We start from the raw sequence: 15,070 nt of genomic DNA on the forward strand, positions 1-15,070 counted from the left end.
TCAGGCGTTCATCCGCGATCGGATCGGCGCGAGCAAGGCGTCGAGCGCGACCTCGTCGTCGAACCGCGCCGTCACCGGCAGCACGGCCACGCGTGCGCGCCATTCGGGCGAAAGGCGGGCGGCGTCTTTCTCCGTGGTGATCAGCATGGCGTCGCGTTCTTCGGCCATCTGCGCGAGCACGCCAAGGTCTTCCTCCGAATAGAGGTGATGGTCGCCGAACGGAACCGCTTCCGAAACTTTCGCCCCCATCGCGGTCAACGTGTCGAAGAACTTCTCCGGCCGCGCCAAGCCCGCGAACGCGACCAACGAGCGATCCGGCACGATGCCGGCGGCGACCAGGCGCGCATGCAGGATCGGCTTGGTGAAGTGCGCGAGCCAGGCTTGCATCTCAGGCGCTTCGGCTTCGGCTGTGTCTGCGGCGGTATTGTGCAGCATGACGATCGCGTCGGCGCGGGCGAGGCCGTCAGCCAAGCGCTCCCGCAAGGGGCCAGCCGGAAACACTTGGCCGTTGCCGACGCCGAAACCTGGATCGACCGCCACGATCGAGAGATCCTTCGCCAGTGACGGATTTTGGAAGCCGTCGTCCATGATGATAGCGCGGGCGCCGGCCTGCGCCGCCGCCATCGCGCCGGCGAAGCGGTCGCGCGCGATCCAGGCGCCGCCGTCGCGCGCGTGCAGCAGCGGTTCGTCACCCACCTCGCGCGCGTCCATGTCGGGGGTGACGCGCAAGGGACCTTCGACGCGCCCGCCATAGCCGCGCGAGAGCGTGTGCGCGCTCGGGCCGAGTTTGGCGCGGATGGCGCGCGCGATCGGGGTCTTGCCGGCGCCGCCCACGGTGATGTTGCCGACGCAGATCACCGGAACGGGCGCGTGACGCGGCGTCGTCACGCGAAGCCGATGCGCCGTGGCGACGGCGTACGCCCACGAGAGCGGCGTCAGCAGCGCACGCAGCGCGAGCGCTGCATCGCGCCCGCCGACATCCGCTTTCCAGAATTCAGGCGGACGCATGCGCCGCCTTTGCCGTTGCGTTTGGGGGAGCAAGCTGGAGCAGCCGCTCGACCGTGGTCTCCAGCGCGCCGGCGCCTTGCGCCGTCGCCGCCCGCGCTGCGTCGAGCTGGCGCGTGCGCGCCGCTTCGTCGCGCCAGAGCGTCAGCACGGCGCTGGCGATGCTGTCGGCGTCGGGTGTGAGTTTCGCGCCGCCGGCGGCGCTGAGGGCGCCGAACACGTCTTGGAAGCTCTCGACGTGCGGTCCGGTGAGGATGGCGGAATTCAGTTTCGCGGGCTCGATCGGATTGTGGCCCTTCAGGTGGGGCAAGAGACTGCCGGCCACAAGCGACACCGGCGCCAGCGCATAGAAAAGGCCGAGCTCGCCTAGGGTGTCGGCGACATAGACGTTCGCATTGCCGATGGGCTCGAAGCGAGATCGCCGCGGCGCGCCGCCAGCAAGCGCCGCGATTGCTTCGCCTCGCTCCGGATGCCGCGGGGCGATGATCAGCAAGGCGCTGGGCTCTTTGGCGCGCAGTGTCGCATGCGCCGCGAGCGCGATCTCGTCCTCGCCTTCATGGGTCGAGGCCGCCAGCCACACAGGCCGCGCGCCGATCTGCTCTGACAGCGTCGCGCGCGCGGCCGCATCGATGCGCGGCGCCGGCGCGGCGAGCTTCAGGTTTCCGAGCATCGGCACGGCCGCGCTGCGCACATCGCTCAGCGCTTCGGCGGTGCGCGCGTCCGCGGCAGCGACGAAGGCGAACGCCTTGAGCAGCCGCGCGCCCGCGGCACGCCAACGCCGCCAGCGCGCCAGCGATTTGGGGCTCATGCGCGCGTTCACGAGCGCGAGCGGCATCCGCCGCGCTTCGGCGGCGAGAATGAGGTTAGGCCACAGCTCGCTTTCGACGAAGACGCCGAGATCGGGGCGCCAATGGTTGAGGAAGCGTCGCACCGCGCAAGCGCTGTCGAGCGGCGCATAGACATGCGTCACGCGCGGCGTTGCGCGGCGCGCGACGAGTTCCGCCGATGTACGCGTGCCGGTGCTGATTAGGAATGAAAGCGAGGGGGCGCGCGCCGCCATCGCTTCGATCTGCGACAGCGCCACGCCGCTCTCGCCGACGCTCGCCGCGTGAAACCAGATCACAGCGCCTGTGGGCCGCGCCTGCGCGTAGCGGCCGAAGCGCTCCTCCAACCGAGAAGCATCCTCCTTGCCTTTGCGCGCGCGGCTCTTCAGCCACAGCCCAGCGAACGGCGCGAGCAGGCGCACCGCTAAACCGTAACTGGCAAGGGCAGGCGAGAAGCTCACGTCGCTAGCGGCTCTGCGTCTGACGGTGAAACCGCGGGCGTCGCCGCAGGCAGGATCGGCTCGACCCCGGCGATGCGATCTGCTTCGGCGGCGATACGGTTCATTTCCGTCTCGAGCTTCAGCCGCACCGCTTCGATCTCCGCATCGCTTGCGTCCATCGGCGGGGGCTGGATCGGATCGCCCCACACCAGAGCGCCGCGCCCGAACGGCAGCGGGAAGATGAAATGATCCCAGCTCTTGTCGAAGACGAGCCGGTTCGAGGTCGACCAAGTGACGGCCAGGAGCGGCGCGCCGGCGAGCTTGGCCAGCTGGATCGGCCCGCGCTTCACGCGCATGCGCGGTCCGCGCGGTCCATCCGGCGTCATGCAGATCACGCCGCCGCCCTCGATATGCCGCGCCATCGCCCGCATCGCCTCGACGCCGCCTTTTCGCTTCTCGCCCTTTGCGGCGGAACCGCGGATCACTTCGGCCCCCACCGTGCGCGAGGTATGCGCCACGATGCCGCCTTCGCGCGACTGCGAGATCAGCATCTTGGCCTTTGGCACGCCGCGTTCGAATGACCACATCTTGTGCACCAGAGAAAACCGTCCGTGCCAGATGCAGCCGATCAGTTTGCCCCCCTCCGGCCGCCAAAACGGCTCGACCGCAGCCCGGTTCACCCGGGTCCAGCGCGTCGTTATCCCCACGAACAGCATATAGCCGCCGATGGCCCGCCCGATCAGGTACTGGACGACTGAATTGCCGAGAAATTTCTTGGCCATGAGCTCGCTGGTCGCGCCGCTTCCGAGTTGGCGCGTCGGCCCTTATAGGGGGGCCGGCCGGCTCTGCGCCAGCGGACGATGACAGGCTTCATGACTGACACCCAGGAGAAAAAGTCCCGTTTCGACTTGACGACGCCCGCCGGGCGCCGGCGGGCGCGGGCTGACTTGATCTGGACCGACCACGGCTTTCTTCGGTCGCGCTTCTCGAACTTCCACTGGATCGAGGAAGGTGTCATGGCGCGGGCGAACCAGCCATCGCCGGAGGCCGTGGCCCGCTACGCGTCGATGGGGTTCAAGACCATCCTCAATCTGCGGGGACCCTCGGACACCGGCTATTATTGGCTGGAGCGCGAAGCGTGCGAGCGGCACGGCGTCGCCATGATCGACGCGCGCATGCACTCGCGCGAGCCGCCGAGCGTGGAGCAGATCCGCAAGGCCAAGGACCTGTTCGAGACGATCGAGTATCCGGCGCTGATGCACTGCAAATCTGGCGCGGACCGGGCCGGCGTCATGGCCGTGCTCTATAAGCACTTCGCGATGGGCTTGCCGATCTCGGAGGCGGCCGAGCAGCTTTCGCTCAAATACCTGCATGTGAAGCAGGGCAAGACCGGGATGATCGATTTCTTCTTCGCCACCTATCTCGCCGAAACGAAGGAGAACAGAAAGTCCTTCATCGATTGGGTCGAGCAGGATTACGACAAGGCGAAGGTCAAGGAGGCCTTCATGGGCGAGTGGTGGGCGAACATCCTGGTCGACAAGATACTGCGCCGCGAGTGAAGCCCGCTCGGCGCGGGCTCCACCCGCGATGGCTTCAGGTCGGTGTCACGATCACGTTCGGCAGCCGCCCGCCGCGGTCCAGATAGCGTTGCGCGACCAGCGGGTTACCGATCCGCATTACGCCCTTCTGCGTGAACTGCGTCGCGCAGGCGCGGATGCGGCGGTGCTCGCGCAGATTCATCTGGCCCATTCGGTCGCCGCAGGTTTCGGCGGCGGCGTTTTCGAGCCGGTTGATCACCGCGTCGGCGCCGGCCGCGCGGTCGAGATCAAGATCGGCGTACGCGACCCGGGTGGCGTAGCGGCCGTTGTCGGCGTAGGCGGGCGCAGCGACGGCCGCGCTCAGGGCGACGGCCAGAACGATCGAAGTAAGTTGGAATTTCATGGCGTCCACTCCTTGTCGCTGATGTGCGACGGCGCGGATGATCGCGCCGGAGCGTGAGCGCCGCCGTGACAGCGGACACGCGGAGCGCGCCGCCGACGCGGCGCGCTCACGCCGTCAGTACCTTGGCTTCACGGTGTAGTAGGGATCGTCATCGCCCTCGATCACAACCTCGGGCCGATAGCCGTAATAGCGATAGAGCACGTTCGGATGGCCGACCTCGCGTACGGCGTACTCGACCGTCTCGGCTTCGCAGCCGCGCACGTCATGGTGTTCGTTGATCGGGCGCGGGCCAGCGCGATCGCCGCAGACGATGTCCGAGGCCTGCTCGATGCGGCGGATCAAAGTGTCGGCGCCGGCGCGCGACTCGAGGTCGAGATCGCCGAAATAGACGACGCGCGATTCATAGCGGTTGTCCCAGGCCGCTTGCGCGAAGGCCGGCGCAGCGGCCGCGCAAAGTAGAAGAGCTGGAGCGCAGGCGAGCGCCAGCGATGTGCGTGTCATGTGGGTTCTCCTCACGGCCCGCCCGTTACCGCGCTCAACGGCTTCGGCGGTGAGGTGTTCCGCTACCCGGTCGCGTCCGCGAATTGGAGCCGGCTGAGGCGGGCGTAAAGACCGCCTTTCGCCACGAGTTCCTCGTGGTTTCCCGCCTCTATGATGCGGCCGTTCTCGAGTGCGATGATGCGGTCCGCCTCGCGCACCGTGGCGAGGCGGTGTGCGATTACGAGAACGGTGCGGCCCTTCGCCAACCGCTTTAGTGCGTCCTGCACGCGCGCCTCGCTGGCCGCGTCGAGCGCGCTGGTGGCTTCGTCGAGCAACAGGATCGGCGCATCGCGCAGGAAGGCGCGGGCGAGGGCGACGCGCTGGCGCTCGCCGCCGGAGAGTTTGCCGCCACGTTCGCCAACGAGGGTGTCATACCCTTCGCGCAGCGCCATGATGAACTCATGCGCGGCCGCGGCGCGGGCGGCTTCCTCGATATCGGCTCGTGTGGCCCCTGGACGGCCGAGGCCGATGTTGGCGGCGATGGTGTCATTGAACAGCGCCGCCTCCTGCGCGACCAGCGCGATCGAGTTGCGCAGGCTGGCGAGCGTGACGCTGCGCACGTCTTGGCCGTCGATGCGGACGCTGCCGGAGGAGACGTCGTAGAGACGCGGCAACAGGTTGAAGATTGTCGTCTTGCCCGCGCCCGACGGACCCACGAGCGCGACTGTCTCGCCCGGCTCGACGGTGAAGCTCACGTCCTCGATCGCCGACGCGCCGCCATAGGCGAAGCTGACCTTGCTGAACTCGATATGGCCGGCGGTTGCTTTGAGCGGCTTTGCGCCCGGCTTGTCGACGATCTGGGAGGTTTCATCGAGCAACAGGAAAATGCGCGTCAGCGCCGCGAGGCCCTCGTTGAGCACGGTGTTGAAATTGCCGATCGCCCGCGCCGCCGGCGTGGCGATGCCGATGGCGCCGATAATGGCGATGAGGTCACCCAGGCTCATCGCGCCGGCGGTGATGCGCATGCCGGCCAGATAGAGAACGGCGGCCAAGGCCGCGCCGCCGAGCACTTCCAGCAACGGCTCACTTCGAGCGCGATTGCGCGCGAGCTTCATGGCCAGCTTGCGCCGCTGTTCGAACGCCGCTTCGGCGCGATCGGTTTCGCGTTGCTCCAGTCCGTAGGTTTTGACGACACGCGCAGAACCGATGCTTTCGGTGAGCAGGGCCGTGAGCAGACCGATCTGCGCCTGCGCGCTCTCGGTGGCGCCCCGCGCGCGTTTGGCGATGGCTTGCAGCGGCTTGCCGGCAATGGCGAACACCGCGAGCACCAGGAGTGTCAGCGCCCAGTCGTACCAGAACATCGAAGCGACGGCGCCGATCAGGGTCAGCGTGTCGCGTATGGCGACTTGGCCGCCGCGCACCAAACCTTCACCGATCACCGTGATGTCGTTGGTGAAGCGCGAGACGAGGCGGCCGCCGTCTTCGCGCGTTATGCGTGCGAAGTCTGCGTTGGTGATCTTGGCGAACATCGCGCCTTGGAGGTCGCGCAGCACCTTGAGCGCGAGCCCCTGGGAGAGCACCGCCTGCACGTAAATGGCGATGGCGCGAACGACAGTCGCCGCCATCACCGCGATCGGGACCAGCGCAATGGCGCCGAGATCGCCGGTTTGGATCGAGTCGATCGTGAACTGCAGGATCCAGGCGTACGAAACTGCCGCGAGCGCGACGACCGCGAGCACCGGAACGAGCAGCGCGACGTCGCCCAGATAGCGGGAAACGTAGTCGCGCCAGAGGCGTGCGAGTAATTGACCTGGTTTCATCCGCCCCTGAACGATGCCGCCGTCATTGACCCCGCTCGCCGTCCGTCGCCGGATCGAGGAGGCGGTGGGCGTGGATGATGAAGTAGCGCATGCGCGCGTTATCGACCGTGCGCTGGGCCGCGCCTTTCCAGGCGTCGTAGGCGGTTTTGTAGTTGGGATAGGCGCCGACGAAATCGACTTGGGAAAGGTCGGCGAATTCCGGACGGTCGAGCGACTTTAATTCGCCGCCGATGACGATGTGGAGGAGTTGACGTTCTTGGCTCATGGTTACGGCTTTTGATCTTGATCCCGCGGATCGGGCAAGACAGCGGTGCGTTCGATTAGCAAAGCGTGCAGGTCGGCGCCAGCGGCGACGACGCCGGGCACGCGCGGCACGGGTTGATTGAGTTCGAGCGCAAAGCCCCATGGGTCGCTGACGACGCCGCCCGCGGCCTGAATGATGGCCGCCCCGGCGGCGATGTCCCAGTCGTGCTTCCAGCCGAATAGGATGGTCGCGTCGCCGTGGGCGGCGGCGACCAAGGCCATGCGGTAGGCGATCGACTGGCGCTCGATAATGTCCAGTTTCGGCCAGGGCTTTTCCCAGCGCCGGTTCTGGAAACGGCGCGGCTGGCCGATCATGCGCGCGCCTTCGAGCTTGCCGCGTTCGCTGGTGCGGATCGGCTTGCCGTTCAGCGTCGCGCCGTGGCCTACGGCGCCCAAGAACATCTCATCCGTCATTGGATTGTAGATGGCGCCCGCAAACGCGTGGTCGCCTTCGACGAGGCCGACGCAGATCGTCCATTGCGGGACCTTGCCGACCAACGCCGAGGTGCCGTCGATCGGGTCGAGCATGAAGGTGCGCGGCTTACCGATGCGGCGATCGGGATCGTCAGGCGTTTCTTCCGAGAGCCAGCCATAATCCGGCCGTGCGGCGAGCAGGCGTTCGGCGAGCAATGCGTCGACCGCGTAGTCGATATTCGTGACCGGGCCGAGCGCGCCTTTTGAATGCACTTCAAGCGGCTTCGTCATGAGCGAACGCGCGAGCGCGCCGGCTTCGCGGGCGGCAGCTTCGAGGAGCTCGAGGTCAGACGCCGCCGACTGCAAGGTCGTCCACGATGAGGCTGGGAATTTCGAGCGCGCCGCGATTATCGACGTCCGAGCCGCAGCGCAGGCGGGCGAAGATGTCGAGCAGGCTGCCGGCGACGGTGACTTCGCTGACGGGATGAACAATCTCGCCGTTCTCGAACCAATAGCCGGCGACTCCGACCGACCAATCGCCTGTGTTCATATTAAGCGAGGGCGAGAACATATCGGTGACCAGCAGGCCTTTGCTGGCGCTTTTCATCAGCCCGGGCAGATCTTCCGCTCCAGGTTTGACGAACAAGTTCGCCGTGCCGATGCCGGGCGGGCCGCCGTGTCCGGCCGTCGCGTGGCCGTTAGGTTCGAGGCCGAGCTGGCGCGCAGCCGACGAGTTCAAGAGCCACATCGTCAGCACGCCGTCGTCGATCAACGTGGCGGGCGCGACTGCGCCGCCTTCGCCGTCGAACCAGCGGCTGCCGGCGCCGCGCTTCACGAACGGGTCTTCGTGGATGCGGAAGCCCTCGGCGAAGATGCGCTGGCCGAGCTTGTCCTTCAGGAACGACACCCCGCGCGCGACCGAAGCGCCGGAGATAGCCGAGAAGAACGGCGAAATGATGCGGCCTGCGAGTCGATTCTCGAAGATCACCGGCGCTTTTTGGCTGGCGACCTTTCTTGCGCCGAGCCGCCGCGTCGTCCGCTCGCCGGCGATGCGGCCGATCTCTTCGGCGCTCGGCAGGTCGGCGAAGAAGCGTTTTGTGCGCCACTCGTAGTCGCGCTCCATCTCGTCGCCTTTCTCGGCGACGGGCTGGGTGCCGAGGCTGTAGGAGGTGGCGCTCTCGGCGCCTTCGAAGCCGGTCGAGGTGGCGTGGACGAAGATTGCGTTCTCGAACGAGGCGCCGCCGCCGCCCGAATTGGCGATGCCGGGAATGGCGAGTGAGGCGGCTTCGCACCGCTTTGCGAGTTCGAGCAATTGCTCCGGCGTCGGCCGGGCGGTGTCCGACTGTTCGAGCTCTGGCGCGGGGCCGCGGGCGAGATAACGCTGGTCGAGGAGGCCGGCGAACTTGTCTTCGGGCGCGGCTTTCGCCATCGCGACCACCCGCTCGGCCAAGGCCTTGAGGCCCTTTGTGGACAGATCGGTCGAGGAGGCGGCGGCTTGGCGCTTGCCGATGAAGGCGCGGAGCGCGACCGAGCGGCCTTCCTCCCGCTCCATGCCCTCCAGTTCGCCCATCCGCACCTCGGCGGAAATGCTCTCGCGTGCTGCGAGCGAGGCCTCGGAGGCGTCGGCGCCGGCGGCGTTGGCGTAGTCGATCAGGGCCGCAAGGGCGGCGGTGGAATCGGTGTCGAAGGCCATGGGGCCAACATGGGCGCTGGCGGAGGCGGGGGCAATCGCCGCCCGGCGCGCCGCCGCCGGTATTCGGCGCCGAAATGAGTTCGACAGCAGGAACAGCGGCCGAGGGGACGCCGTTTTCTGATGCTGCGGTTCAGAAGAGGAGAACCCTATGCCGAACGAACGCCAAGAAGAACAACGCGAACGCCAAGCCGGGCCACGTGGCGGTCAAGGCAACCAAGGCGGCCAGCGCAACCGCGAGCGCGACGAGCGCCAGAACGACAACAAGCGCAATAAGAAGCAATAAGCGTGAGGACGCCGGCGTCTGAGCCATCGGAGGCGCCGGCGCGCCTGTTGGCGCCGCAGGTGAAGCTATTCGGCGAGATCAACGATGATTTTTTCCGTAGTTTCCGGGAGCAGATCGGCTGCGTCACCGACGATGACATCACGGTCGAGCTGACCACGTTCGGCGGCGACGCCGATGTCGGGCGCCGCGTTCGCGAAGACCTGCGCATCTTAACAGAGCATTGCGGCAAGACGCTCTGGTTCGCGGGGCGAACCACGGTTTATTCCGCCGGCGTCACCATCATGTCGGCGTTCCCTGTGGCGCGTCGGTTCTTGAGCAGGGGCTGCGTGCTCCTTATTCACGAGCGCACGATGAACAAGGATGTCTCGCTGCGCAGTGCGCTGAAGGCGAGCGCGCTCGAAGTCGATCGGGTCAAGGCGGAAATCGAGGTGGCGCTCGAGGTCGAGCGGCGCGGCTTCCGCGACCTGGTCGCCGGGTCCGAGGTGAGCTTCGAAGAGATCTGCGAGCGCGCCGTTCGCGATTGGTACGTCACCGCGGACGAGGCGCTGGAGCGCAAGCTGATCGCGGGGTTGTTCTAGAGCTGCTGGCTCAAGCCGGACCAAACAAGGCCGGCGCCCATCAGCAGAAAGCTCAGCCAGGTCAGCGCCATGCCGATCACCCGGCCGGCGTTGAGGGCGCCGGTGTGTAAGCCGACCGCGTGGATGATCCGGCCCGCCGTTAACGAAAGCGCAGCACTGTGGAAAAGCCAGAGGGGGGCCGCGGGCTCCAAGAGCGCCAGCAGCAGGATGCCGACCAGGCCAGCGGGAATGTATTCGGCGGCGTTGGCGTGGGCGCGCACGGCGCGGTTGAAGTCCGGATTGTCGCCGACACCCAGCACGATCTTGTGGGTGCGCCGGCCGCTCGCCACCATCAGTGCCAGCACGAGCAGGATGAGGATGTTCACGCCGGCGTAGATCGCCGTCCATTCCAGACGCAGCATCGTCGTTTCCCTCCGCTCCGTTGATGTAGCGAGCCCGGCGTGCGGCCCCAAGTGCATTTCAATGTTTTGTTTTGATTTCCGAAACCGCGTGTTCACCGCGCTCAGTCATAGTCTTCTCATACAAAGAATGCCTCGAAGGCATGGGATGGGTGGTTTGGACGCGGATTTGCTCGGCGTCGTAGGGGCGATGTTCGCGGTGATCGCAGGCTTGGGCCTTGCGGTTGCCGCGATAGCCTTTTTCCGCCGCGTCCGCGACAGCGATTACGATTTCGCCGCCGGCTACAACGCGCTCGCGCCGCTCGATCGCTGAAGCTTCACTTCCGGGACTGCGCCGCTAAGCTTCCTCCATTGCGAGGAGGCGGACATGAAGCTGCGGGCCATGATGCTGGCGCTAGCGCTGGCGGCGTGCGGACAGGCGGGCCAGCAGGTCGGCGCGCAGGAGGCGGAGGCGCCCGATCCGTTCAACCTGAACATCGAGGTCGGCCGTTACGGCGTGATGCTCGATCAGGTCGAGAACCTCAGCAGCGAAGCGCCGAACGCGGCCGAGCCTGAAGTCACCGATCCGCGCGATTTGGCGCGGCGGCTCAGGGAAACAGTTTGGCAATACAATCTCGAGCGTTCGAGCCTGTGCGCGAGAGGGCTCTACACGGCGGTGTCGTGCGGACCGTCGTATCAGCCGGTGTGGATCGGCGAGCCGGCGGACGCCTCGCCCTCGCTGGAGGAATTGCAGACACGTTCGAACGCGCTCGGCGAAGAGGTGATGCGGTTCTGGGACGCGGTGTGCGAAGAGGCGCGGGCGGCCGAAGCCGATGCAGAAGCGCGCCAGTACGTGTGCGCGATCGAGTGAGCTATTTGAGCGTCCATACGGCTGCCCGCTTCACCTCGGCGTCTTCGAGCGCGCGGGTGACCGGAATATCGTAGGCGGCGATCTGGTCGAGCTGGTCGCGCGGCAGATACGTGCGGCCCGGATCGCCGATGAGGATGGTCTTGCCGGCGCGCTGAAGCTCGGTCAGCCAGTCCAGCACGCGCGGGGCGAGGTCGCGGTCGTAGAAGAGATCGCCGACGAGGATGACGTCGGCGTCGGTCGGATGGCCGACGGGATCGGCGTCGCTGGTTTGGATTTCGACATTGTTGAGCTGGGCGTTGAGCGCGGCGGCGTGCGCGGCGAAGCTGTCGATGTCGACGGCGAGCGCGGAGGCCGCGCCCGCCTTCATCGCGGCGATGGCGACGAGGCCTGAGCCCGACGCGACGTCGAGCACGTGTTTGCCGCGCACGATCTCCGGATGATCGAGCAGGTAGCGCGCGAGCGCTTGCCCGCCCGCCCACGCGAATGCCCAGAACGGCGGCGGCAGGCCGAGTTCGCCGAGCTGTTCTTCGGTCAGCTCCCAAAGTGCGACGGCGTCGTCGGCGAGATGGAGCTGAATCTCCGGCACATGGCTCGGCGCGAGCACGCGCGTGTTCTCGCGGATGAAAGCGGGAATGTCGGAGATCACGCCGGCGCGGCTTCGCTCAGAACGCTGAAATAGCCGGGCGAGATTTTCATCTTCGACCAGAAGCCTTTGTTCATCAGCGCCTCGTGCAGGCGCGTCAGGCGATAGCAGGGCACGTGCATGAAGGCGTGGTGCTCGGCGTGGTAGTGGACCCAGTATGGCGCGATGAACAGGCGCTCGAGCGGGTTGGCGAGTGTGGTGCGGGCGTGGGTGAGCGGATGCTCCTGCGCTTTGACGCAGGCGTGCTCGGCTATGTTGCGCAAGCGCGTGACCAGCGGAAACCACGTCGCCATCGGCACGATCCAGAGCGCAAAGTACGTCCACCAATAGCCGGCGGCGGTGAGCGCGGCGAGCATGAGCGCGTTGACAAGCAGGAAGCGCCAGTTGCCGGAGTTCACGACTTCGCCCGGTTTGCGGTTGCCGAAGAGCTGGGCGGCGCGCTGCTTCAGGAAGGTTTGGCCGGTGAGATCGCGAACGATCTTGCGCCACAGCGATTTGCGCGTGATCGGGAACGGCGCCGAGAGCGGAAGATCGGGGTCTTCGGGTTGTTCGGTGAAGCGGTGATGCTTAAGGTGATAGGCGCGGTAGGAGTGGAGCCGCGCGCCGACGGGCGCGGCGCAGAGCCATTCGCCGACAAAATCGTTGATGGCCGAGTTGGTGTGCAGCGCGCCGTGGGCGGCGTCGTGCATCAGGATGGCGAGGCCGAGCAGGCGGGCCCCGATCAGCATCACGGCGATCACGAACGTGAGCGGGTTCGGCCAAATCAAGAACAGCGCGCCGGCGCCAAGGATGATCGCCCAGGCGTGAACGACCAGCGCCAAGCCGCGCCAGTGCGAGCGCGCAGCCATCGGCGCCCATTCTTCGGGCGTGAAGATGTCCTTCGGGTCAAGGCGGGCGACGGCCGGCATGAGGGCTATTTAGCTCAAACCCTTTCCAATTTCACCCAAACGCGAAGACACGTTTCAGCTGGGCCTCGCCGACGGGCGTAAATTCCAATACACGACTGCCCCGACGTTGCGTCGCCCAGCCGCGTTCGAAGACGCGCTCGAGGATGGCAGCGCCCAGGGCGCCAGCGAGATGGTGGCGGCGGACGCTCCAGTCGAGGCAGGCGCGGCAAAGCGGGCGGGCGCCGTTCTCCAGATCCTCGATATCGACGCCGAAGCTCGACACCTTGGCGCGGCCGAGGCGGGTCAGCGCATAGGTGCGTTCGGGCCCTGGGCTGACCCATTTGTTCTTGATGAAGCTGTCGAACATGGCGACGCCAAGTTCGCCGGCGAGATGGTCGTAACAGAGCCGCGCCCGGCGGAGCGCCGGCTCCTTGGGGCCGGGGCGCGTGCGCAGCGCTTTGGCGCGCATGGCGACGCCCATCAGGGTTTCGAGCAAGCCGGCGACATCGGCGTCGGCCAAGCGATAGTAGCGGTGGCGGCCCTGCGCTTCGACGGCGACGAGGCCGCCGTCGACCAGCTTGTTCAAGTGCGAGCTCGCCGTCTGTTTGGTGACGCCGGCTTCGAGCGCGAGTTCGCTCGCCGTCAGCGCGGCGCCGTTCAAGAGCGCCGTCAGCATGTTGGCGCGCGCGGGATCGCCGACCATGGCGGCGATCGCGGCGATGTCTGGGCCTTCTTTCATGGTTCGATGTTAATCGTACCGTAGCGCCGCCGCAATGCGCTATCTGAGCTGCGGAGGCGAAACGATGATCACCTGTTTCATTCGCTACGAGATCGATCCGTTCAAGAAGGGCGAGTTCGAGCGGTACTCGGAAGTCTGGGGCGAGGCGATCCCTCGTTGCGGCGCCGATCTGATCGGCTATTTCGCGCCGCACGAAGGCTCGGCGACGACAGCCTACGGTGTGTACAACATTGCCGACCTGGCCGCGTACGAACAGTATCGCGCGAGGCTGGCGGCCGATCCGCAGGGGCGCGAGAACTACGAGTTTGCGCGGCGCGAGCGCTTTATTTTGAAAGAGGACCGCATCTTCCTGCGGCTGTGCTCGCGATGATTGCGGTGATCTTCGAGGTCGAGCCGCACGCGGCGTTTCGAGACGACTATTTCCGTATCGCTGCGGAACTGCGGCCGCTGCTCGATGAGATCGACGGCTTCGTTTCGATCGAGCGGTTTCAGAGTCTGAGCGATCCGGCGCGCGTGCTGTCGCTGTCGTTCTGGCGCGACGAAGCAGCGGTGCGGCGCTGGCGCGAAATGGAGGCGCATCGAGCGGCTCAAGGCGAGGGCCGGACGCGGGTGTTTCGCGACTATCGGCTGCGCGTGGCGGCGGTGGTGCGCGATTACGGAATGCACGAGCGGGCGGAGGCGCCGCCTCGGGAAGAGGCGTAGTTCGCCGACGAATGTCGGTGTGGGAGGAAAACGCATGCGTCGGCGCGCCGCGTTTCCCGGAAACGTCGCGTTCGAGCGATCGGCGGCGAGAAGGGTCAGCTGGAGTCATTCAGCTCCTTCGCGGAGTCGCAGGCGTGGCGGATGACGACGTCCTGCAGGTGCGGATCGGCGTGCGGCGAGCGCGGCCAGCGCGTGACGGCGAGCGCATAGGCTAGCCTCGGCGAGCGGCGGAGCTTGCGGGCAAGCCGGCGGATGGCCGGGAGCGGCTTGTGGAGGACGCGCGCGAGCGCTTCGATGCGGCCCGCCAGCAAGACGGGTTCGGGCGGGCGCATGAAGCGAACGAGGGCAAGCTGGCGCACTTGCGCCTCGCGGATCTGTTCGCGCCAGATTTCGCGCACGTGTGTGGGCGGGCCGAGCAAGCGGATGCGCGGGCGCGGCCCGCTCCTGGGCCAAAGCCGGAAGCGGCCCCTGTGTGGGCGCGGCTGCGGGTAGGGAGTTTTCGGTGCAAACCGCGTCGGCGATGTCAGGCGCGGCTCGGGCTGCGGCGCCAGCGTTCGGGCGAGCGCCGCCGCTTCCACCAGAACGATCTTGCGCACCACCGCCTCGAGCGGACGCAGCCAGGCGCGCACGCGCGCCAGCGTCTTGGCGTCGGGCTCGAGGTTCTCCCTGAGCGCGCGCGGTTCGCCGATGACGCCAATCATGCGCACGAAGATTGCGCGGGCGGCGGCCCAGAGGGAGCTGATCGGATCGGAGAGCGTTGCGATGTGCATGGGCGCCATTATGGGGCCAGTCATGCGCGGTCGGATTTGCCGCCGTTCTATCCCCGATTTTGCGCACATTTCGCCTCCCTCGGATGGCGCAAATGTGCAGCGATTTTCTGTGTCACGGCTGAGTGTGATGCGGGAACGTCACAGATGGTAAGTCCATTCTTATCAAATCATGCGCACCCACGTTGATCCCACCCAGGCCGAGAGGCTCAGAGCGCTAGGCACATCGTTGCGTCGCGTGTTCACGACGGAGCCGGCGAAGGTTCCGGAGGACATCAAATTGCGCCTGCGCGCGCTGAAGGA

General features: G+C 66.7%; 21 protein-coding genes. 7 read left to right on the forward strand and 14 right to left on the reverse strand.

Going from position 1 to position 15,070, the window contains the following annotated elements:
• Genes lpxK through VEA80_RS07170 form a run of 3 tightly spaced genes read right to left on the reverse strand, consistent with a single transcriptional unit; the run spans position 1 to position 3,051 of the window.
• Positions 1-1,008, reverse strand: coding sequence for a tetraacyldisaccharide 4'-kinase (lpxK, locus tag VEA80_RS07160; protein WP_325060019.1), 1,008 nt, complete (start codon positions 1,006-1,008; stop codon positions 1-3).
• Positions 995-2,290, reverse strand: a complete 1,296-nt coding sequence (locus tag VEA80_RS07165; protein WP_325060020.1) for a 3-deoxy-D-manno-octulosonic acid transferase — start codon at positions 2,288-2,290, stop codon at positions 995-997. The genes lpxK and VEA80_RS07165 overlap by 14 nt, the downstream gene beginning before the upstream one ends.
• On the reverse strand, positions 2,287-3,051 hold the full coding sequence (locus VEA80_RS07170) for a lysophospholipid acyltransferase family protein (protein ID WP_325060021.1): 765 nt from the start codon (positions 3,049-3,051) through the stop codon (positions 2,287-2,289). Before VEA80_RS07170 ends, VEA80_RS07165 begins: the two co-directional genes overlap by 4 nt.
• A gap of 90 nt (positions 3,052-3,141) precedes the next feature.
• Here VEA80_RS07170 and VEA80_RS07175 point away from each other — a divergent pair, with 90 nt between their 5' ends.
• Positions 3,142-3,828, forward strand: a complete 687-nt coding sequence (locus tag VEA80_RS07175) for a fused DSP-PTPase phosphatase/NAD kinase-like protein (RefSeq protein WP_325060022.1) — start codon at positions 3,142-3,144, stop codon at positions 3,826-3,828.
• A 34-nt stretch (positions 3,829-3,862) separates the two neighbouring features.
• On the opposite strand, the gene VEA80_RS07180 is transcribed toward VEA80_RS07175, so the two are convergent.
• The 6 genes from VEA80_RS07180 to VEA80_RS07205 all read right to left on the reverse strand — a co-directional run bounded on the left by VEA80_RS07180 (position 3,863) and on the right by VEA80_RS07205 (position 8,920).
• Positions 3,863-4,210: a UrcA family protein gene (locus tag VEA80_RS07180; protein WP_325060023.1), complete on the reverse strand. Its 348-nt coding sequence runs from the start codon at positions 4,208-4,210 to the stop codon at positions 3,863-3,865.
• Between the two features lie 114 nt (positions 4,211-4,324).
• Positions 4,325-4,711 (reverse strand): UrcA family protein, encoded by a 387-nt coding sequence (locus VEA80_RS07185; protein WP_325060024.1) that lies wholly within the window; start codon positions 4,709-4,711, stop codon positions 4,325-4,327.
• A 62-nt stretch (positions 4,712-4,773) separates the two neighbouring features.
• Positions 4,774-6,510: an ABC transporter ATP-binding protein gene (locus tag VEA80_RS07190; RefSeq protein ID WP_325060025.1), complete on the reverse strand. Its 1,737-nt coding sequence runs from the start codon at positions 6,508-6,510 to the stop codon at positions 4,774-4,776.
• A gap of 22 nt (positions 6,511-6,532) precedes the next feature.
• On the reverse strand, positions 6,533-6,775 hold the full coding sequence (locus tag VEA80_RS07195; protein WP_325060026.1) for a DUF4170 domain-containing protein: 243 nt from the start codon (positions 6,773-6,775) through the stop codon (positions 6,533-6,535).
• 2 nt (positions 6,776-6,777) lie between these two features.
• Positions 6,778-7,593, reverse strand: a complete 816-nt coding sequence (locus VEA80_RS07200; RefSeq protein WP_349257218.1) for an inositol monophosphatase family protein — start codon at positions 7,591-7,593, stop codon at positions 6,778-6,780.
• Entirely contained in the window at positions 7,574-8,920 is a 1,347-nt protein-coding gene (locus VEA80_RS07205; RefSeq protein WP_325060028.1) for a TldD/PmbA family protein, read from the reverse strand. Before VEA80_RS07205 ends, VEA80_RS07200 begins: the two co-directional genes overlap by 20 nt.
• Positions 8,921-9,068: 148 nt before the next feature.
• Between VEA80_RS07205 and VEA80_RS07210 the strand changes: the two genes are divergently transcribed.
• Positions 9,069-9,203: a hypothetical protein gene (locus VEA80_RS07210; RefSeq protein ID WP_325060029.1), complete on the forward strand. Its 135-nt coding sequence runs from the start codon at positions 9,069-9,071 to the stop codon at positions 9,201-9,203.
• Positions 9,204-9,205: 2 nt separating this feature from the next.
• Positions 9,206-9,781: a peptidase S14 gene (locus tag VEA80_RS07215; RefSeq protein WP_325060030.1), complete on the forward strand. Its 576-nt coding sequence runs from the start codon at positions 9,206-9,208 to the stop codon at positions 9,779-9,781.
• Here the strand turns inward: VEA80_RS07215 and VEA80_RS07220 are convergent.
• Positions 9,778-10,182 carry an MAPEG family protein gene (locus VEA80_RS07220; protein WP_325060031.1) on the reverse strand — a complete coding sequence of 135 codons (405 nt, stop codon included), beginning with the start codon at positions 10,180-10,182 and terminating at the stop codon, positions 9,778-9,780. The genes VEA80_RS07215 and VEA80_RS07220 overlap by 4 nt on opposite strands.
• Positions 10,183-10,327: 145 nt before the next feature.
• Here VEA80_RS07220 and VEA80_RS07225 point away from each other — a divergent pair, with 145 nt between their 5' ends.
• Entirely contained in the window at positions 10,328-10,492 is a 165-nt protein-coding gene (locus VEA80_RS07225; RefSeq protein WP_325060032.1) for a hypothetical protein, read from the forward strand.
• A gap of 54 nt (positions 10,493-10,546) precedes the next feature.
• A complete protein-coding gene (locus tag VEA80_RS07230; protein WP_325060033.1) occupies positions 10,547-11,029 on the forward strand; it encodes a hypothetical protein in 483 nt (160 codons plus the stop codon).
• Between the two features lies 1 nt (position 11,030).
• On the opposite strand, the gene VEA80_RS07235 is transcribed toward VEA80_RS07230, so the two are convergent.
• From VEA80_RS07235 to VEA80_RS07245, 3 genes are read right to left on the reverse strand one after another with little or no spacing between them, the layout of a single operon-like run.
• Positions 11,031-11,675, reverse strand: coding sequence for a class I SAM-dependent methyltransferase (locus VEA80_RS07235; protein ID WP_325060034.1), 645 nt, complete (start codon positions 11,673-11,675; stop codon positions 11,031-11,033).
• Positions 11,672-12,580 (reverse strand): fatty acid desaturase family protein, encoded by a 909-nt coding sequence (locus VEA80_RS07240; RefSeq protein WP_325060035.1) that lies wholly within the window; start codon positions 12,578-12,580, stop codon positions 11,672-11,674. The genes VEA80_RS07235 and VEA80_RS07240 overlap by 4 nt, the downstream gene beginning before the upstream one ends.
• 31 nt (positions 12,581-12,611) lie before the next feature.
• Complete coding sequence (locus VEA80_RS07245) at positions 12,612-13,298, reverse strand: winged helix-turn-helix domain-containing protein (RefSeq protein ID WP_325060036.1); 687 nt, start codon at positions 13,296-13,298, stop codon at positions 12,612-12,614.
• A gap of 64 nt (positions 13,299-13,362) precedes the next feature.
• Here VEA80_RS07245 and VEA80_RS07250 point away from each other — a divergent pair, with 64 nt between their 5' ends.
• Positions 13,363-13,668 carry an NIPSNAP family protein gene (locus VEA80_RS07250; protein ID WP_325060037.1) on the forward strand — a complete coding sequence of 102 codons (306 nt, stop codon included), beginning with the start codon at positions 13,363-13,365 and terminating at the stop codon, positions 13,666-13,668.
• On the forward strand, positions 13,665-14,000 hold the full coding sequence (locus VEA80_RS07255) for an antibiotic biosynthesis monooxygenase (protein ID WP_325060038.1): 336 nt from the start codon (positions 13,665-13,667) through the stop codon (positions 13,998-14,000). The genes VEA80_RS07250 and VEA80_RS07255 overlap by 4 nt, the downstream gene beginning before the upstream one ends.
• A 95-nt stretch (positions 14,001-14,095) precedes the next feature.
• On the opposite strand, the gene VEA80_RS07260 is transcribed toward VEA80_RS07255, so the two are convergent.
• Positions 14,096-14,770 (reverse strand): hypothetical protein, encoded by a 675-nt coding sequence (locus VEA80_RS07260; RefSeq protein ID WP_325060039.1) that lies wholly within the window; start codon positions 14,768-14,770, stop codon positions 14,096-14,098.
• Positions 14,771-15,070 lie beyond the last annotated feature (300 nt).

The sequence above is a fragment of the Vitreimonas sp. genome, assembly GCF_035627415.1.
GTDB lineage: Bacteria > Pseudomonadota > Alphaproteobacteria > Caulobacterales > Aquidulcibacteraceae > Vitreimonas.